17 protein-coding genes and 1 pseudogene are annotated in these 18,593 nt (G+C 68.0%); 14 read left to right on the top strand and 4 right to left on the bottom strand.

Features of this window, described 5'->3' with window-relative positions; all coding sequences use genetic code 11:
- Positions 1-56 precede the first annotated feature (56 nt).
- The 6 genes and pseudogenes from BTH_RS11410 to BTH_RS32870 all read left to right on the top strand — a co-directional run.
- A complete protein-coding gene (locus BTH_RS11410) occupies positions 57-1,295 on the top strand; it encodes a CaiB/BaiF CoA transferase family protein (RefSeq protein WP_011401563.1) in 1,239 nt (412 codons plus the stop codon).
- The gene (locus tag BTH_RS11405) at positions 1,292-2,164 is read left to right on the top strand and encodes an HpcH/HpaI aldolase/citrate lyase family protein (protein WP_009908161.1); all 873 of its coding nucleotides are present in this window, start codon (positions 1,292-1,294) and stop codon (positions 2,162-2,164) included. Before BTH_RS11410 ends, BTH_RS11405 begins: the two co-directional genes overlap by 4 nt.
- Positions 2,161-3,672, top strand: coding sequence for an MmgE/PrpD family protein (locus BTH_RS11400; protein ID WP_011401562.1), 1,512 nt, complete (start codon positions 2,161-2,163; stop codon positions 3,670-3,672). The genes BTH_RS11405 and BTH_RS11400 overlap by 4 nt, the downstream gene beginning before the upstream one ends.
- Positions 3,665-4,675: a cyclase family protein gene (locus BTH_RS11395; protein WP_009894215.1), complete on the top strand. Its 1,011-nt coding sequence runs from the start codon at positions 3,665-3,667 to the stop codon at positions 4,673-4,675. The genes BTH_RS11400 and BTH_RS11395 overlap by 8 nt, the downstream gene beginning before the upstream one ends.
- Before the next feature lie 273 nt (positions 4,676-4,948).
- Positions 4,949-5,890: a LysR family transcriptional regulator gene (locus BTH_RS11390; protein ID WP_009894214.1), complete on the top strand. Its 942-nt coding sequence runs from the start codon at positions 4,949-4,951 to the stop codon at positions 5,888-5,890.
- Positions 5,891-6,408: 518 nt separating this feature from the next.
- Positions 6,409-6,784: pseudogene (locus BTH_RS32870) on the top strand (phosphodiester glycosidase family protein); the annotation flags it as partial.
- Positions 6,785-6,829: 45 nt separating this feature from the next.
- Here BTH_RS32870 and BTH_RS11380 read toward each other — a convergent pair.
- From BTH_RS11380 to BTH_RS34785, 3 genes are all read right to left on the bottom strand, one after another.
- Positions 6,830-7,033, bottom strand: a complete 204-nt coding sequence (locus BTH_RS11380; RefSeq protein WP_009901452.1) for a hypothetical protein — start codon at positions 7,031-7,033, stop codon at positions 6,830-6,832.
- Positions 7,034-7,145: 112 nt separating this feature from the next.
- Positions 7,146-8,648 carry a peptide MFS transporter gene (locus tag BTH_RS11375; protein WP_009894211.1) on the bottom strand — a complete coding sequence of 501 codons (1,503 nt, stop codon included), beginning with the start codon at positions 8,646-8,648 and terminating at the stop codon, positions 7,146-7,148.
- Between the two features lie 187 nt (positions 8,649-8,835).
- Positions 8,836-9,087 (bottom strand): hypothetical protein, encoded by a 252-nt coding sequence (locus BTH_RS34785; RefSeq protein WP_009908158.1) that lies wholly within the window; start codon positions 9,085-9,087, stop codon positions 8,836-8,838.
- Here BTH_RS34785 and BTH_RS35640 point away from each other — a divergent pair.
- The 8 genes from BTH_RS35640 to BTH_RS11340 all read left to right on the top strand — a co-directional run bounded on the left by BTH_RS35640 (position 9,055) and on the right by BTH_RS11340 (position 17,268).
- Positions 9,055-9,300, top strand: coding sequence for a hypothetical protein (locus BTH_RS35640; RefSeq protein ID WP_009908157.1), 246 nt, complete (start codon positions 9,055-9,057; stop codon positions 9,298-9,300). The genes BTH_RS34785 and BTH_RS35640 overlap by 33 nt on opposite strands.
- Positions 9,284-9,865, top strand: a complete 582-nt coding sequence (locus BTH_RS11370; RefSeq protein ID WP_009894208.1) for a cupin domain-containing protein — start codon at positions 9,284-9,286, stop codon at positions 9,863-9,865. The genes BTH_RS35640 and BTH_RS11370 overlap by 17 nt, the downstream gene beginning before the upstream one ends.
- Before the next feature lie 135 nt (positions 9,866-10,000).
- The gene (locus BTH_RS11365; protein WP_009894207.1) at positions 10,001-11,665 is read left to right on the top strand and encodes a peptide ABC transporter substrate-binding protein; all 1,665 of its coding nucleotides are present in this window, start codon (positions 10,001-10,003) and stop codon (positions 11,663-11,665) included.
- 13 nt (positions 11,666-11,678) lie between these two features.
- A complete protein-coding gene (locus BTH_RS11360) occupies positions 11,679-12,617 on the top strand; it encodes an ABC transporter permease subunit (protein WP_009894206.1) in 939 nt (312 codons plus the stop codon).
- A gap of 12 nt (positions 12,618-12,629) precedes the next feature.
- On the top strand, positions 12,630-13,532 hold the full coding sequence (locus tag BTH_RS11355) for an ABC transporter permease (RefSeq protein ID WP_009894205.1): 903 nt from the start codon (positions 12,630-12,632) through the stop codon (positions 13,530-13,532).
- Position 13,533: 1 nt separating this feature from the next.
- Positions 13,534-14,523, top strand: a complete 990-nt coding sequence (locus BTH_RS11350; RefSeq protein ID WP_009894204.1) for an ABC transporter ATP-binding protein — start codon at positions 13,534-13,536, stop codon at positions 14,521-14,523.
- Entirely contained in the window at positions 14,520-15,650 is a 1,131-nt protein-coding gene (locus BTH_RS11345; RefSeq protein ID WP_009894203.1) for an ABC transporter ATP-binding protein, read from the top strand. The genes BTH_RS11350 and BTH_RS11345 overlap by 4 nt, the downstream gene beginning before the upstream one ends.
- Positions 15,651-15,807: 157 nt before the next feature.
- Complete coding sequence (locus BTH_RS11340) at positions 15,808-17,268, top strand: OprD family porin (protein ID WP_025369999.1); 1,461 nt, start codon at positions 15,808-15,810, stop codon at positions 17,266-17,268.
- A gap of 189 nt (positions 17,269-17,457) precedes the next feature.
- Here BTH_RS11340 and BTH_RS11335 read toward each other — a convergent pair whose 3' ends face one another.
- A complete protein-coding gene (locus BTH_RS11335) occupies positions 17,458-18,450 on the bottom strand; it encodes a DedA family protein/thiosulfate sulfurtransferase GlpE (RefSeq protein ID WP_009894200.1) in 993 nt (330 codons plus the stop codon).
- Positions 18,451-18,593 lie beyond the last annotated feature (143 nt).

Below are 18,593 nucleotides of genomic sequence, written 5' to 3'. Positions count from 1 at the left end.
ATGAATTGGCCGGATCGCGCGAAACGCTCCGGCCGACGAGCCGATTGGAGAACACGATGACGAACGTGGACCTCGACGAGCTGCAAGCCGGGACGCAAGCGCGCGCGCACGATGCGCCGCCGCTCGACGGCATTCGCGTGATCGACGCGGCGACGCTGTTCGCCGGCCCGCTCGCGGCGACGATGCTCGCCGATTACGGCGCCGACGTGATCAAGGTCGAGCATCCTGCGGGCGATCCGGCCCGCAAGTACGGCGCGCGGCGCGACGACGTGCCGCTCTGGTGGAAGGTGATCGCGCGCAACAAGCGCTCGGTGACGCTCAATCTCGGCCATGCCGACGGGCAGCGGCTGTTTCGCGAGCTCGCGGCGACGGCGGACGTCGTCATCGAGAACTTCCGGCCGGGCACGCTCGAGCGCTGGGGGCTCGGCTACGACGTGCTGTCGGCGCTCAACCCGCGCCTCGTGCTCGTGCGCGTGACGGGCTTCGGGCAGTTCGGCCCGTATGCGAACCGGCCGGGCTTCGGCACGCTCGCCGAGGCGATGAGCGGGCTTGCGTCGGTCACGGGCGAGGCGGGCGGCGCGCCGCTGCTGCCGTCGTTTCCGCTTGCCGACACGATCGCGGGGCTGAACGCAGCGTTCGCGACGCTCACGGCGCTCAAGGCGCGCGAGCGCACGGGGCGCGGCCAGGTCGTCGATCTCGCGATCATCGAGACGATGCTCGCCGCGCTCGGCGCGCAGATCGCGAGCTACGACCAGACGGGCGTCGTGCCGCCGCGCACCGGCAACCGCTCGTCGAACAACTCGCCGCGCGGCGTCTACCGGAGCGCGGACGGAAAATGGGTCGCGCTGTCGACGTCCGCGCAGAGCATCGCGGAACGCGTGATGCGGCTCGTCGGCCGCGCGGATCTCGTCGACGAGCCGTGGTTCGCGACGGGCGCGGGCCGCGCGCGCCACGCGGACGAACTCGATGCGGCGGTGGGCGGCTGGATCGCGCAGCGCACGCGCGACGAGGCGATCGCCGAATTCGAGCGCGCCGAGGCCGCGATCGCGCCGATCCACGACGTGGCCGACGTGCTGCGCGATCCGCAGTACGCGGCGCTCGGCTCGATCGTGACGGTGCACGACGAGGAGCTCGGCGCGTTCCGCACGCACAACGTGCCGTTCAGGCTGTCCGACACGCCGGGCGCGATCCGCTGGGGCGGGCCGCGGCGCGGCGCGCACAACAACGAAGTGTTCGGCGCGCTCGGCATCGATGCCGGCGAACTCGCCGATTTGACCGAACGAGGCGCACTATGACGAGCAGCGCGAATTACCGCAGTTACCTGTACGTGCCGGCGCACAAGGCGGCCGTCGTCGCGAAGGCGTACGCGAGCGACGCCGATGCGATCGTCCTCGACCTCGAGGATGCGGTGCCTGCGGCTCACAAGGTCGCCGCGCGCGAAGCGGCGGCCGGGATTCTCGCGGCGGGGCCGGCGAAGCCGACTTACGTGCGGGTCAATCCGTATTCGAGCCCGTGGTGCCGTGACGACGTCGCGGCGATCGCGCTGCCCGCGCTGAAGGCGCTGCGCCTGCCGAAGTGCGACGAGCCGCGCGAGATTCGCGAAGTGGCCTCGTGGCTCGACGCGCTCGGCTGCGCGGCCGGCATCCAGATCCTGATCGAATCCGCGTACGGCGTCGAGACCGCGTATCAGCTCGCGACCGCTTCGCCGCGGCTCGAGCGGATCGGGCTCGGCGAGAGCGACCTGCGCGCCGACTTGCAGATCGGCGTCGACAACTTCACGCTCGAAGTGTGCCGCGCGCGCTGCGTCGTCGCCGCGCGCGCGGCGGGGCTCGCGGGGCCGATCCAGACCGTCTATCACACGCTGACTGATCTCGACGGGCTGCGCGAATCGACGCTGCGGGCGAAATCGATGGGCTTCGTCGGCCGCTTCGCGATCCATCCGTCGCAGGTGCCGGTGATCAACGAGGTGTTCACGCCGTCGGCCGACGAGATCGAGGCGGCCGAGCGGATTCTCGACGCGGTCGACGCCGCCGCGGGCGCATCGTCCGCGTCGTCGGTGTTCGTGCTGCCCGACGGGCGCGTGGTCGCGCCGCCGCTGATCGCGAACGCGCGCGTCACGCTCGCGCTTGCGGGCAACCCGCGTTCGAACGGAGCCCTGTCATGAGCGCAGCCGATCTGACCATCACACGGGCCGCCGCACGCCGCGCCGGGCCCGTCGCCACGCCGCCCGCCGACGGCATCGTCGGCGCGCTCGGCCGCTTCGCGGCCGCGGTGCGCATCGACGGGCTCGAACTGCAATTGCGCGAGGAAGCCGCCGCGCGCGTGCTCGATCTGCTCGGCAACAGCCTGATTGCGCATCGCGAGCCCGTCGCGCACGCGGTGCTGCGCGTCGTGCGCGGCTGGGCGGCGCGCGGCCCGGCGGGCGTCGTCGGCGCGCGCGACAGGCTGCCCGCCGCGGGCGCCGCGCTCGTCAACGGCACGCTCGCGCATGCGATGGACTTCGACGATTCGCACATGCTGTCGGTGCTGCATCCGAGCGCGTCGGTGATTCCCGCGGCGCTCGCCGTCGCCGAGACGACGAACGCGTCGGGCGCGGCGCTCCTCGACGCGATCACGGTCGGCACCGAAATCTGCATCCGGCTCGGCGTCGCCGCGTACAACGAGCGGCTCGGCAACTCGGTGTTCTTCGATCGCGGCCAGCACGCGACGTCGATCTGCGGCACGCTCGGCGCCGCGGCGGCCGCGGCGATGCTGTACGGGCTCGATGCGGCGGGGATCGCGTCGGCGCTCGGCATCGCCGCGAGCATGGGCGCGGGCCTGCTCGAAGCGAACCGCACGGGCGGCTCGGTCAAGCGCGTTCATTGCGGCTGGGCCGCGCATGCGGGCGTGAGCGCGGCGGAATTCGCGGCGGCGGGCGTCACCGCGCCGCCGACCGCGCTCGAAGGCCGGTTCGGCTTCTTCCACGCGTGGTGCGGCGATCTCGCCGATCCGAACGCGGTGCTGAGCCATCTCGGCGACGAATGGGAGACGAGCCAGATCATCTTCAAGCCATATCCGTGCAACCACTTCACGCACCCGGGCATCGACGCCGCGCTGCAGCTGAAGGCCGAGGGCCTGCGCGCGGACGACGTGGCGTCGATCGAGCTGAGCGTCGCGAGCCCGACGCTGCGCACGATCGGCGAGCCCGCCGAAATCAAGATGCGCCCGCCGAACGGCTATGCGGCCGCGTTCTCGGGGCCGTATACGGTCGCGGCCGCGCTGCTCGGCGGCGGCGGGCTCGGCGTCTGGTTCGACGACTTCGACGATGCCCACGTGCACGACGCCGCGCGGCGCGCGCTCGCCGCGAAGGTGCGTTGCGTCGCCGATCCGTGGTGCGACGCGCGCTTTCCGGCGGGGCTGCCGGCGGTGATGCGCGTGACGACCGTGGACGGGCACGCGCGCGAGGCGCGCATCGAATCGAGCAAGGGCACCAATGCGCGGCCGCTGACCGAGCAGGAGCTGACGGCGAAGTTCATGCTGGCCGCGGGCGCGACGCTTGGCATGCCGGCGGCGCTCGCGCTGCGCGATGCGGTGTCGGCGCTCGTCGACGGCGGGCCGCTCGCGCCGCTCATCGAGCTGACGTCCGGCGGGGCCGGCGCGTCGGGGACGGATACGGGAGGCTCACTTGACTGAACGACGGTGGAGACGGCGCCCGGCGGGGTCGAACTGGGGCGAGTTCGGGGATGAGGACGAGAAGGGCAGGCTGAACTGGCTGACGGAGCGCAAGGTTCTGGAGGGGCTGGCGGAGGTGAAGGCGGGGAAGGTGTTTTCGCTGAGCCTGCCGCTGGATGTTCCGCGTGGGGGTGGGCTGAACGCTCGGCGGCAGCCGCCGCGGGTGATGGCGGCGCAACTGGGCGGCCGGCCGTATTTCGGCTACCGGGCGGACGAGTCGGCGCGCAACGCGACGGACGTGGTGTGCGACGACGCGTTCTGCGTGCACTCGCAATACTCGACGCAGTGGGATGCGCTGTCGCACGTGGGCGGGGTGTTCGACGCGGACGACGACGGTCATGCGGAGGTGGTGTTCTACAACGGCTACCGGTTGGGCGAGCACGTGGTGGTGCCGAAGGAGGGGGACAGCGAGGGAGGCGCGCACGCGCTGGGGATAGAGGTGATGGCGCAGACGGGGGTGCAGGGTCGCGGGGTGCTGATCGACTTGCGGCACCACTACGGAGACGAACGTCGCAAGGTGGGCTACGAGGCGCTGATGCGGGTGCTGGAGGCGGATCGCGTGGAAGTGGAGCGTGGGGACATGGTGTGCGTGCACACGGGGTTCGCGGAGCGATTGCTGGGAGAGGAGGCTGGGTCGTTGACGGGGGGCTGCGTGCTGGACGGAGAGGACGGGCGGCTGCTGAAGTGGGTGGACGAGAGCGGGCTGTCGGTGCTGGCGGCGGACAATCACGCGGTGGAGGAGCGGCCTGGGGTGTTGAAGTCGAGGGAGAGGCCGGGTGCGCTGATGCCGTTGCACGAGCTGTGTCTGTTCAAGCTGGGCATACATCTCGGCGAGCTGTGGAGGCTGACGCCGCTGGCGCAGTGGCTGCGAAGGGAAGGGCGCAGCCGGTTTCTGCTGACGGCGCCGCCGCTGCACATTCGCGGGCTGGTGGGCTCGCCCGTCAATCCGGTCGCGACGGTCTGATTCGCGACAACCCGAGAGGGCGCGCGCGGCGGCTTCGGCCGCCGCGCGTTTTTTTTGCGTGCGCCGCCGCGCCCGAATACGGAATGCTTACAAAAATAACGATCCATTCCGATTCGCGGCGGAAACCGTGCTCTTATTCTAATTGCGGTAAGGTATTTAAATAATTGGGCTATTCTTTTTCGTCGAATTACTAGATTCAATTTTGATTTGTATTTTGAAAATTCCGAAGGCCGATGATTTGGCGGCCAATTTCGGAAAAGGAACGGCGCAATCATGAATCTACGCTCGATCGACCTGAATCTGCTCGTCATACTGGATGCGCTGCTCGCGGAGCGGCAGGTGACCCGCGCCGGACAAAGGATCGGCTTGACGCAGCCGGCCGTCAGCAACGCGCTCGGCCGGCTGCGCTACGTGTTCAAGGACGAGATCCTGGTGCGCACGCCGCTCGGCATGGAGCTCACGCCCCGGGCGAAAGCGCTCGCCTGCCCGATTCGTCAAATTTTGCAACAGATCGAAGAATTATTCGCTCCCGAAAATCAATTCGATTCAATTACGTCGGATCGCCGTTTTACGCTCAGAATGTCGGACCTGACCGAATTGCTGCTGTTGCCGCCGCTGTTGCGCAACATTCGGGGTATGGCTCCGCACATCCGGATGAACGTGATGCACCTGAATGCGGACAAGACCGTGGAGGCGCTCGATTCCGGCCGGCTCGACATGGCGGTCTGCGCGGGGCTCGATCACCCGGGCGCGATTTCGTCGCAGGTGCTGTTTCAGGACCGGCTCGTCTGCGTGCTGAGCCGCCGCCATCCGGACGCGAACAGGCCGCTCACGCTCGAGCGCTTCGCGGCGCTCGACTTTCTCAACGTATCGATCAATCCCGTCGACAGCAGCCTGATCGACACGATGCTCGCGGACATGCGCTTCACGCGCCGCATCGCGTTCAACGTGCCGCACTGGCTCGTCGTGCCGAGCATGCTCGACGCGCTGCCCCTCGCCGTCATCATGTCCGAGCGGCACGCGCTGAGCCTAGGCGACCCGCGCCTCGCGATTCGCGAGCTGCCGCTGGATCTCGAGCCGGTCACGTGGTCGCTGTACTGGCATCGGCGCTACGACAACAGCGTCGCGCACGAATGGCTGCGCAGCTGCATCGCGGACGTTGTCGACGCGATCCAGCAGCGCAGCGTGCTCGAAGAGGCGAGCGCGATGGGTTGACCGGCGCATGTCGCGCGCCACGCGCCACGCGCCGTGTGCGCGGATCGCATCGCTCGCATTTCACGCGCCTGCAGTCGCGCGCCCCGGATCGCTCCGCGTGCGCTGCGCACGCGCATTCACGGCGGCCGTTCCGTGCCGATTCGCGTTTAACCGCGCCGTCACGGGCGGTTCGCATACTTGGTCCCCGCCGTGCGTTGCCTCGCGGCGGACGCCGTCGACCGAGGAAAAATCTTGCGGACTACGAATGCTTCCGGAATCTGCGTGGCGAGGCTGCCGTCCGCCATTGTGCTCGTGCTCGTGCTCGTGCTCGTGCTCGCGTGCAGCTGCGGCGACGGTCCGACGCCCGCCGGGCGATGCCCGAAACCGAGATGCCGCTCCGACCGCAAGGCCTCGGGCAGAGCGTGTCGGCGCAGCCGGTCGCCAAGGGCGCCGTCGATTACCAGATCGAGCGCGGTGCGCCGGGTGCGGGCGATTTCTGGACTGTCAACACCGGCTTTTGCGCGACGCAAGCCGACGCGGCGAACCTCGCGCCATGCGCGGCGCAGGAGGGCTTCGCGCCGACGGTGGGCGTCGACGCTGGCGAAAGCGGCGCCGCGAACGGCAACCGGTACAACGGCCCGCACGTCGCGCGTAACGGGCGCACCGCGGTCGGCGTCGCGGCTGACGGCACGGTCCTGCTCGTCGGGATCGATGGCCGGCAGCCCGTGCCGGGCGTCGGCGCGAGCGTTCCGGAGACGGCGGCGGGGATGGCGTGGCTCGGCGCCGCGTTGGCCGTCACTCAGGACGGCGGCGGTTCGAGCAACTTGGTGATCGGCGGAAAGACGGTCAGGCCATCCGTCTGATGTGACGGGCGAGCGGGGCGCCGGCGACACGCCGAGGCCGTTGCCGGGCTGACGAAGAAGCCGCGCGCGCATCAGTTGCGCGTGCGGCGCGGCGCCATCAGTGGCGCAGATCGGTTCTTGCGCGCTTCGCGTTCGATGCGTCGTCCTGCGCCGCATCGTCCGCGTCGCGGGGCTCGTCGTCGCGCTCCGTCAGCAGCGCGTCCACGTCGGCCGCCGCCGCCGCCGCGCGCAGCGCCGTGCAGCGCTGCGCGCGGCGGATGTCCGACAGCATTCGCCAGAGCCTCGTCGTCTTGGATTTCATCGCACTCTCCCTGCCGATGTCGCCCGTGCCGGCGAATTGGTTTCAGTGTAGGACGCTTGCGCGCGAACCGTAGGGAGAATGTGGCGCGCAAGTCACATGTCGAGGGATTTCACTAGTGCGCGGCGGCGGCCTGCGCTTCGCGGCGCTGCGCTTCGCAGCGGTGATGCTCGCGCGAGAGCCTGTTCATCAACGGCAGCATCAGCAGGCCGATCGCCATGCCGGCCGCCGCGAGCCAGCCGAGGCCCGTGAACAGTTCGATGTAGAGCGGCAGCGACGCGGTCGCGGGCAGATCGTTCGACGGCATCTGCGCGAAGTTCGCGACGACGCTGCCGAGATATTGAGATACGCCCGTCGCGACGAAGTACGCGCCCATCATGAAGCCGCCCATGCGGGCCGGCACGTAGCGCGCGATCATCGCGAGGCCGAGGCCGCTCACGAGCAGCTCGCCGAGCGAGTAGAAGCCGTAGCCCGCGACCATGAACCACGACGACACGCGGCCGTCGACCGCGAAGCGCCCGCTGATCGCGAACGCGAGATAGCCGAGCGCGACGACGCCGAAGCCGAGCGCGTACTTGCCGGCGACGGGCAGATCGCGGCCGCGCTTGCCGAGGCCGTTGTATACCGCGACGAGCACGGGGCTCAGCAGCATGATCCAGATCGGATTGAGCGCCTGGAACTGAGCGGGGCTCCACGTGAAGAGCGTCGTGCCGAACAGCGTGAAGCGCGGATCGACGTTGCGCAGCGCGAACAGCGTGAGCGAGGTCTGCATCTGCACATAGAAGATGAAGAACAGGATCACCTGCGCGATCAGGAGTAGCGCGGCGATGAGGCCCGAGCGCTCGGCGCGGTTCGATTTCGCGATCATGTACGCGAAGATCGCGAGAATCGCGAACGCCGCGGCCCACACGCTCGCGACCGCCAACTGCTTGTGCCCGAGCACGTACATCGTCGTGAGGCCGAGCGCGACGCCGCCCGCCGCGACCGCGGCGAGGCGCCGCCAATGGACGGGCTGCGTATCGGGCTGCGAGCCGATGTGCGCGAGCGTGCGATGCATCAGCACGAAGTTGAGGATGCCGAGCACCATCCCCGCGCAGCAGACGGCGAACGCCGTGTGCCAGCCCCAGTGATCCTTGATCCACGGCGTGGCGAGCATCGACGCGGTGGAGCCGATGTTGACGGCCATGTAGTAGATCGTGAACGCACTGTCGATGCGCGCGTCGTCGCCTTCGTAGATGCGGCGCACGAGGTTCGCGGCGTTCGACTTGAACAGCCCGTTGCCGACGACGATCACGCCGAGCGACGCGTACATGAATCCGAGATGATCGTTCGGAATCGCAAGCATCAGGTAGCCTGCGCACAGCACGACGGCGCCGATGATCATCGAGCGGCGCGCGCCGAGCACCTTGTCGCCGATCCAGCCGCCGATCGACGGGGACGCGTAGACGAGCGCGGTGAACGCGCCCCAGGTGAGGTTTGCCTGGCCGTCGGTGAAGCCGAGCTTGTCGACCATGAACAGGACGAGCAGGGCCGCCATCCCGTAGTAGCCGAAACGCTCCCACATTTCGATCAGGAAGACCGTCGTGAACGAGCGGGTCTGGGAGACGCGAGTATTCATTGTGCACCTCTGGATTGAACAGACGAAACGCCGCGCGCGACGGCGCGACGGATGGCGGGCGAGACGCCGGCCGCGACGCGGCGGCGTGCGCGGCCGGGCGGATCGGCGCCTGTCCGGGGATCGAGCGGTGGAGGTGGCGAGGTGGTCAAGCATGCGCGCGCGGCGCGCCGGAAAGTGCAAGGGATCGTCATGTCGTCAAGCGGGCAAGCGCCCGGATCGGGCGCAAGACGAAGCGCGGCGCGCGGCGGATGGGCCGCGCGACGTCGCCGGTGAGAAACGGGCGGGCGGCGAGATCGTCGCGGCCCGCGAGGCGGCCGCGATTCTCGCGGCGTGTCGGTTCTTCGTCACTCAGGGTAATCCCCGAAAAAGAGGGCTGTCTTCTTTGCTGCTCATGGCCGTGGGCTGATTGAAAGCCGTTTGTCGTGATCTGTCGCAACACGCGCAAACCCGCGTGCAGCTTGCCTGTGAAGGCGGCGAGTCTGGCAAGATAGCGTGCCGCCCCGATCTTGCCGCCGCCGTTCGCGGCGTCCGCGTCGAGGCGGCGGCGCAGCTCGGGACGACGAAGAGTAAGTCATATCTATCAAACTTCGTTATTTTCCATCAAACATTTTTTGACGATAAGATTTCGGCCTGCTATGGTTCCTTCCACTGAAAACACGCGGCCTGCCAATGCTGGCGTCGCGCTCGGGAGCAAGATTCGGGCGTTGCGGCAGAGGCTGAAACGCACGCTCGACGAAACAGCGACCGCCGCGGGTATTTCCAAGCCGTTTTTGTCGCAGGTCGAACGCGGGCTCGCGTCGCCGTCCATCACGTCGCTGGCCGGCATCGCGCACGCGCTGGGCGTCACGGTGCAGTACTTCGTCGAGACGCCGAGCGAAGAGCGTTCGGTCTGCCGCGGGGATCAGTTGCGCTTTTTCAGCTTCGCCGATTCGGCGAACCTGTTCGCGCGGCTGACGAACGTGCCGGAGGGGCGTCAGCTCGAGGCGATTCTCGTGCGAATGCCGCCGGGACAAAAGCGCTCCGAGGTAACGACGCATGCAGGCGAGGAATTCCTGTATGTGATCGAGGGTGAAGTGGCGTTGACGCTGGAAGGCAAGTCGTTCGCGCTGCATGCCGGCGACAGCGCGCATTACCAGTCGACGGTCCCGCATAGCTGGGTCAACACCGCGAAGATCGAGTCGGTGGTGGTCTGGGTGGGAACGCCGAGGTTGTTCTAAGGCGGGGCATTCCTTCGTGTGTTCGATGGGGTGTCTGTCGAAAGGAATGTAAGGATGACTAACATGAGATACAGGCACCAGGGGCCTCCCCTTTCTCCGCAGCCCTAAGCGTTCTTCGCGCCGTCGCGCACGGCCTTGCGTCGCGCGTTGCCATTCCGCTACCACTATCAATCGCACACGATGAAACACACGCATGCCTTCGCGGCCGTGCTGGCCTCGCTCGCCCTGACGATCGCGCAATCCGCCTCGGCCGTCACCGTTCCCTCGAATGTCACCCTCGCCGATCAGCAGGACCTCACGCGGCAGGTGCCCGCCGAGGTCGAATCGCTCGATCCCGCGCACATCGAATCGTGGACGGGCAACACGATCGGTCTCGATCTGTTCGAAGGGCTCGCGCGCATCGACGCGAGCGGGGCAGTGGTGCCGGGCGTCGCGCAATCGTGGGAGCACAAGACGCCGGATACCTGGATCTTCAAGCTGCGCCGCGACGCGAAGTGGAGCAACGGGCAGCCCGTGACGGCCGCGGATTTCGTGTATTCGTGGCAGCGTCTCGCCGATCCGAAGACGGGCTCGAAATACACGATTCTCGTCGAGTTCGTGAAGAACGCGTCGGCGATCATCGCGGGCAAGCAGCCGCCGGGCAGTCTCGGCATCCGCGCGATCGATCCGTACACGATCGAGGTGACGACCGAGGTGCCGGTGTCGTACTTCCCCGAGCTCACCGCGATGGCGCCGCTCGCGCCCGTCAACAAGGACACGGTCGCGAAGTTCGGCGATGCGTGGACGCGCCCGAAGAACATCGTGGGCAACGGCCCGTACTCGCTCGTCGACTGGCAGCCGAACAACCGGATCGTGATGGCGAAGAGCGACAAGTACTGGAATGCGCGCAACGTCGTGATCCGCAAGGTGACCTACCTGCCGATCGAGAACGACGAGACCGCGCTGCGGATGTACCAGGCGGGGCAGATCGACTACACGTATTCGATTCCCGCGGGCGGCTTCGGCCAGATCAGCAAGCAGTTCGGCAAGGAGTTGCGGCCGGGGCTGCAGCTCGCGACGTACTACTACTACCTGAAGAACAGCGATCCGGCGCTGAAGGACAAGCGCGTGCGCGAGGCGCTGGCGATGGTGCTCGATCGCGACATTCTCACCTCGAAGATCACGCAGGCGGGCGAAGTGCCGATGTACGGGCTGATGCCCAAGGGCGTGAAGGGCGTGCAGCGTCCGTTCACGCCGGATTGGGCGTCGTGGCCGATGGCCAAGCGCGTCGATTACGCGAAGAACTTGCTGAAGCAGGCGGGCTACAGTGACGCGCATCCGCTCACGTTCACGCTGACCTACAACACGAACGATCTGCACAAGAAGGTCGCGCTGTTCGCGGCGTCCGAGTGGCGCACGAAGCTCGGCGTGACGGCGAAGCTCGAGAACGTCGAGTTCAAGGTTCTGATGAAGCAGCGCCACGACGGCAAGGTGCAGGTCGCGCGCGACGGCTGGTTCGCCGACTACAACGACGCGATGACGTTCTTCGACCTGATCCGCTGCGGCAGCTCGCAGAACACGGTCGGCTACTGCAACCCGAAGGTGGATGCGCTCGTCGCCGAAGCGAACCAGAAGCTCGACGACGGCGCGCGCTCGGCGCTCCTCACTCAGGCGCACGATCTCGCGATGAACGACTATCCGATGGTGTCGCTCTTCCAGTATTCGGCGGACCGCCTCGTGAAGTCCTACGTCGGCGGCTACACGCTGACGAACTACATCGACATGCGCGCGTCGCAGGACATGTACCTGGCCAAGCACTGAAGCGGAGCCGATCATGCTGGCCTACGCATTGCGGCGCACGCTGTGGGCGGTGCCGACGATCCTCGCCGTCGTCACCGTCTGCTACCTGCTGCTGCATTTCACGCCCGGCGGGCCGTTCGACAGCGAGAAGCAGCTGTCCGCCGCGACGCTCGCGAACCTGAACGCGAAGTATCACCTCGACGAGCCGCTGTGGAAGCAGTACCTGATGTATCTCGGCTCGCTGCTGCATGGCGATCTCGGCCCGTCGTTCCGCTATACGGACTGGTCCGTCAACGATCTGGTGCGCAAGGCGTTTCCGGTGAGCCTGGGCGTCGGTGGCGTATCGATTCCGCTTTCGATCGTGCTCGGCGTGCTGCTCGGCACGATCGCCGCGGTGCGGCGCGACAGCTTCGTCGATCGCTTCGTGATGCTGATCGGCAACTTCGGCAACGTGATTCCGCCGTTCGTGCTCGGCCCGGTGCTCGTGCTGATCTTCGCGATCGCGCTGAAGACCTCGGAGGGCGCGGGCTGGCTGCCCGCGGGCGGCTGGGGCGACGGCGGCTGGCGCTACCGCGTGCTGCCCGTCACGCTGCTCACGCTGATCAACGTGTCGCTGCTCGCGCGCGTGATGCGCGGCTCGATGATCGAGACGCTGTCGAGCAACTACATCCGCACCGCGCGCGCGAAGGGCCTGCCCGGCCATACGATCGTGCTGCGCCACGCGCTCAAGCCCGCGCTGATGCCCGTCGTCTCGCTGTTCGGCACGGTCTGCATCTCGTCGATCACCGCGGCCGTCGTGACGGAATCGGTGTTCGCGCTGCCGGGCCTGGGGCAGCTCGTCGTCAACGGCGCGATCAATCGCGACTACACGCTCGTGCTCGGCCTCGTCGTGCTGACGACCGTCTGCGCGGTGCTGTTCAACCTGCTGGTCGACCTCGCGTATGCGTGGCTCGATCCGCGCATCCGCTATTGAGAGGGTGACGCGATGACGCCTGTTACTTCTTCGATCGATCTGCCGAAGCCGGCCGACGCGCCGCCGCGCTCGCGCACGCCGTTCGAGCTCGCCGCGCGGCGCTTCGTGCGCAACCGCGCGGCGCTCGCGAGCCTCGCGGTGCTCGCGCTGATCGCGCTCGCGTGCTTCATCGGGCCGCTGCTGTTGCCCAACGATCCGGCCGCGAGCGACTGGTCGTCGATCAGTCTCGCGCCGACGCTCGCGAACGCGCACTGGTTCGGCACCGACGAGCTCGGCCGCGATCTGCTCGTGCGCACGCTGATCGGCGGGCGCGTGTCGCTCGAGGTCGGCCTGCTCGGCACGTTCGTGTCGGGGCTCTTCGGCGTCGCGTGGGGCGCGATCGCGGGCTTCGCCGGCGGCCGCGTCGACGCGACGATGATGCGGGTCGTCGACATGATGTATGCGATTCCGTATCTGCTGATCGCGATCCTGATGATGACGCTGTTCGGGCGTTCGTTCATCCTCGTCGTTCTGACGATCAGCGCGTTCTCGTGGCTCGACATGGCGCGCGTCGTGCGAGGCCAGACGCTGTCGCTGCGCACGCGCGAGTTCGTCGACGCGGCGCGCGCGATCGGCGTCGCGCCGGCCGCGATCGTGCGGCGCCACATCGTGCCGAACCTGCTCGGCGTCGTGGTGGTCTACGCGACCGTCAGCGTGCCGGCGATCGTGCTGACCGAATCGGTGCTGTCGTTTCTCGGGCTCGGCGTGCAGGAGCCGATGACGAGCTGGGGCGTGCTGATCCAGGACGGCGCGCAGAAGCTCGAGGCGATGCCGTGGCTGCTGCTCGCGCCCGCCGTGATGCTGTGCGTGACGCTTTACTGCGTGAACTTCGTCGGCGACGGCCTGCGCGACGCACTCGATCCGAAGGACCGCTGAGATGGCGCTACTCGAAGTCAAGAATCTCGGCGTGCGCTTCACGCGAAGGGAAGGCGAGCCCGTGGACGCGGTGTCGGGCGTGTCGTTCTCGCTCGATGCGGGCAGGACGCTCGGCATCGTCGGCGAATCGGGCTCCGGCAAGAGCCAGACGGTGATGGCGCTGCTCGGGCTGCTCGCGGGCAACGGATCGACGTCGGGCGAGGCGCTGTTCGACGGCGAGAACCTGCTGCGGATGAACACGCGGCAGTTGAACGCGGTGCGCGGCGACCGGATCGGGATGATCTTTCAGGACCCGATGACGTCGCTCAATCCGTTCCTGACGATCGAGCGGCAGATGACCGAGAGTCTGCAGCTTCATCGGAAGATGTCGCGCAAGGACGCGCTCAGACGTGCGGTCGAGGCGCTCGAATCAGTCAGGATTCCCGATGCCGCGCGCCGGATCAGAATGTATCCGCACGAGTTCTCGGGCGGCATGCGCCAGCGCGTGATGATCGCGATGGCGCTGCTGCTCGAGCCGGAGATCCTGATCGCCGACGAGCCGACCACCGCGCTCGACGTCACCGTGCAGGCGCAGATCATCGAGCTGCTGCGCGAGCTGAACCGCGAGCGCGGCACGTCGATCGTGCTGATCACGCACGACATGGGCGTCGTCGCGGGGCTTGCCGACGACGTGATGGTGATGTACGCGGGCCGCACGGTCGAATACGCGAGCGCCGACGCGATCTTCTGCGCGCCGTCGCATCCGTATACGATCGGCCTGCTGAACGCACTGCCGCGCCTCGACGCGCCCGACGACGCACCGCTCGTCGCGATTCCCGGCAATCCGCCGCTGCCCGGCCAGGGGCTGTCCGGCTGCGCGTTCGCGAAGCGCTGTTCTCACGCCTCGGATCGGTGCGGCGCCGAGCGCCCCGATCTGATTCGCTATTCGGACGCGGGCGCCTTGCGCGCGTGCCATCGGCCCATTGCAGAAATCACGGGAGGGCTGCGATGAACGCCGCGACCGATCTCATTTCTTCCACTTCGTCGTTCGTATCGGCATCGGCGGGCGCCTCGAACGGCGAAGCCTCCGGCGTCGAGGCACCGGGCGCCGATGCGCGAAGCGTCGGCGCATCGCCGGACGCCGGCGCGCTGTTGTCGGTACGCGATCTCAAGGTACATTTCCGCGTGCCGCTCGGCGGCTACCCGTGGTCGCCGAAGGGCACGCTGCGCGCGGTCGACGGCGTGTCGTTCGACGTGAAGCGCGGCGAGACGGTTGGGCTCGTCGGCGAATCGGGCTGCGGAAAGTCGACGCTCGCCCGCGCGCTGATCGGCCTCGCGCCGGTGACGGCGGGCACCGTGCAGTGGCGCGGCGCGCCGATCGTGAGCGACGCGCGCCGCGATGCGCGCAAGATCCGCCGCGAGATGCAGATGATTTTTCAGGACCCGCTCGCGTCGCTCGATCCGCGCATGACGATCGAGCAGGTCGTCGCCGAGCCGCTCGTCACGCATCGGCCGGGCATCGGCCGCGGCGAAGTGCGCAGCCGCGTGTTGACGATGCTCGAGCGCGTCGGCTTGAGCGCCCACCATCTGCTTCGTTATCCGCACGAATTTTCCGGCGGGCAGTGCCAGCGTATCGGCATCGCGCGCGCGTTGATCGGCGAGCCGCATCTCGTGATTTGCGACGAGCCCGTATCCGCGCTCGATGTGTCGATTCAGGCGCAGATCGTCAATCTGCTGCGCGACCTGCAGCGCGAGCTTTCGCTTTCCTATTTGTTCGTCGCGCACGATCTTGCCGTCGTCAAGGCGATCAGCCAGCGCGTGCTCGTGATGTATCTCGGCCGCGTGATGGAGTTCGGCTCGCGGCGCGACGTGTACGGCGCGCCGCAGCATCCCTATACGCGCGCGCTGCTTGCCGCCGCGCCGACGCCGGAGCCCGCGCGCGAGCGCGCGCGGCGGCCGCTGCTGCTCGCAAGCGAAATGCCTTCGCCGCTCGATCCGCCGTCGGGCTGCGCGTTTCGCACGCGCTGCCCGGACGCGATCGACGCGTGCGCGCGCGAGGTGCCGCAGCCCGAGGTGCGCGGCGCGACGGCCGCGCGCGTCGCGTGCATCCGGGCGGGCACGGGCGGCGCGCCGAGCTGAGCAGGACCGACAAAGAGACAACAAGCCAACAGGGGTGTGGACGGCGCGAAAGATCCTCGCGCCGCGGGAAGGCGTGTCGTTACGGCGGCGCGTCGGGGTGTCGCCGGCCGCGATGCGCGGCCGGCGAGTGGGTAGTCAACATAAAAAGAGAAGCGCAATGACACAACATCGATCGATGAAGAGGGTCGCGCGGGCGGTCGTGCTCGCGTGGGGACTGCCGATGCTCGCCGGCGTGTCGATTTCGGGCGCCGCGCGCGCGGACGACGCGGCGCCTGCCGCGCCGGCTCTAGCGCCGTCCGCCGCGACGCTCGCGCAGCAGGCGGCGACGCCGAACGCTGTCGTCAGCGCGGACGCCACGCAGGCGGTGATGCCGCCCGCGCCGGTGTCGAGCCAGGCGAAGTCGAAAGGTTTCATTGCCGACAGCCATTTCGACGTGCTGCTGCGCAACTACGCGGACGTGCTCGATGCGAAGGGCGGGCCGCATCGCCGCGCATGGATACAGGGCGTGATGGCGAACTTCGAGTCCGGCTATACGGGCGGGCTGATCGGCTTTGGCGTGGACGCGTCGATCTATGCGGCGCTGAAGCTCGACGGCGGCGCGGGCGGCGGCAACATGGTGCACGTCGCGAAGGGCGGCGGCGGCTCGAACCAGCTCGCGTGGGCGTTTCCCGGCATCTACGACGTGAAGGCGCGCATCTCGAACACGGTGATCAAGTACGGTCTGCAGGCGGTCGACAATCCGTTCATGGAGCAGCACGACAACCGCGCGCTGCCGCCGACGTTCCTCGGCGCGACGATCGTCAGCAACGAATTCAAGAACGTGATGCTCGAAGCGGGCAGCTTCACGAAGACCGACGCGCGTGGCCATACGACGCTCACGAACCTGACGACGCAATACGGCGGCACGCGCGTCGACCGCTTCACGTATGTCGGCGGCACGTGGGATTATTCGCCGACGGGCTCGGCGTCGTTCTACGCGGGCCAGGCCGACGACGTCTGGCGCCAGTACTACGGCTCGGTCAAGCAGAGCTACGGCTCGCCGCAGACGGTCAAGTGGACGGGCTTCGGCAATTTCTATTCGACGCACGACACGGGCGACGCGCGCCAGGGCAAGATCGACAACAACGCGTACAGCCTGTCGCTCGCCGCGCAGCACGGCCCGCACGAACTGCTGCTCGGCTATCAGCAGGTGCTCGGCGATCAGTTCTTCGATTACCTGAACGAAACGAACGGCATCTTCCTCGTCGATTCGATGGACGTGGACTACAACGCGCCGCACGAGAAATCGCTGCAGTTGCGCTACACGTTCCACGGCAAGGACGCGGGACTGCCCGGCTTCAAGGCGATGGTGTGGGGCGTGACGGGCTGGGGCGCGGACGGCTCCGCGAGCGCGGCGCTCGATCCGACGCGCTCGAGCATCTACTGGAAGGACGGCGCGCCCGTGCAGGGCCGCCATCACGAGTTCGGTTTCATCCCGTCGTACACGATCCAGAGCGGCAAGCTCAAGGACACGAAGATCACGTTCATCGCGATGTGGCACGTCGGCTCGGCGCACTACTCGGACAGCACCAATCAGGAATACCGGCTGGTCGTGAACGTGCCGGTGAAGGTGTTCTGACGAAGCCGAAGCGAACCGGGCGCGGCGGGGAGTCGGCCGTCGCCGCCCGGCAACGTTCGGCGCGATGCCTGCACATTCGCAATGCATGCGTGGCCGCGCGGCCGTTCGATCGGACGAATCAGGCCGATCGAGCCAAATAGGACTTGATCCGATCAATCGGGCCGGCGCCGCGCCGTCCGGTCGCGTGAATCAGGCGGTCTTCGGCGCTGGCGCGCGCACCGGCGCTTCGCCTCCCGGCTGCGGGTCGAGCTCGATCAAGCGCCGGCCCGCGTCGCGCCATGCGTCGAGGCCGCCGCGCAGCGCGAGAGCATCGGCGAAGCCCGCCTGCTTGAGGCGCCGCGCCATCACCGCCGCCGACACCTCGTTCGGACACGAGCAATAGATCACGAATTTCTGCGTCGCCGGATAGTGCGCGACGATGTCGCGCAGATCGCGCTCGTCGGCGAATTGCGCGCCGGGGATTGCGTACGGATCGAGCTTGCGGTGCTCGGGCGAGCGCGCGTCGAAGACGACGGGCGTGGGATCGGCTTGCAGCAGGCGGTCGAGTTCGTCGACGTCGATTCGCGCGTTTGCGAGCTGACGAATCAGCGCGCGCCGGCGCATCCAGCGCACGGCCGTGTAGGCCGCGAGCAGCGCGACGATCACGACGAGCACCGTGCGGCCGAGCTGGTTCGCGCCCGCAAACAGCCAGTCGATCTGTTTCGCGAACACGAATCCGATCGCGACGCCGCAGCCCGCCCACAGCAGTGCGCCGAGACCGTCGTAGCCGACGAAGATGCGGTAGCGCGTGCCGAGCGCGCCCGCCATCGGCACCGAGATCAGCGACAGCCCCGGAATGAAGCGCGCGACCGCGAGCACGCGCACGCCCCAGCGGCCGAAGAAGCGCTCGGTTTTCTTCACGCAGCTGTCGCGCGACAGCGAAAGCTTGCATAAGGTTTTCAGCGCGCGGCCGCCGAAATGCCGGCCGGCGACGTACCACACGGTGTCGCCGATCAGCGCCGCGAGCACCGCGAGCGCGAGCACGGGCGCGAGCTGCGCGCCGATCGCGCCCGGATGCAGCGTCGCCATCGCGCCGAACAGCACGAGCGTCGGCATCGCCGGCACCGGCAGGCCGATCGCCGCGGCAAGCACGTTGACGAACACGATGAGCGGCCCGAAGCGGGCGACGAGATCATGAAGCATGACGAAACGATGGACGGTCGCCGCGAAGCGCGCGCGGCATGGAGCGCGTGAATGCGCCGATTATCGGCTATTTTCGGAAACGAGATCGCGCCGCGGACGGGCGCGCGGAGAGAACGGTGAGAGCGCGAGCGGGCGCGGCCTCA

The sequence above is a fragment of the Burkholderia thailandensis E264 genome, assembly GCF_000012365.1.
Classification (GTDB): Bacteria; Pseudomonadota; Gammaproteobacteria; order Burkholderiales; family Burkholderiaceae; genus Burkholderia; species Burkholderia thailandensis.
This window is presented reverse-complemented; position numbering and strand designations above follow the sequence as displayed.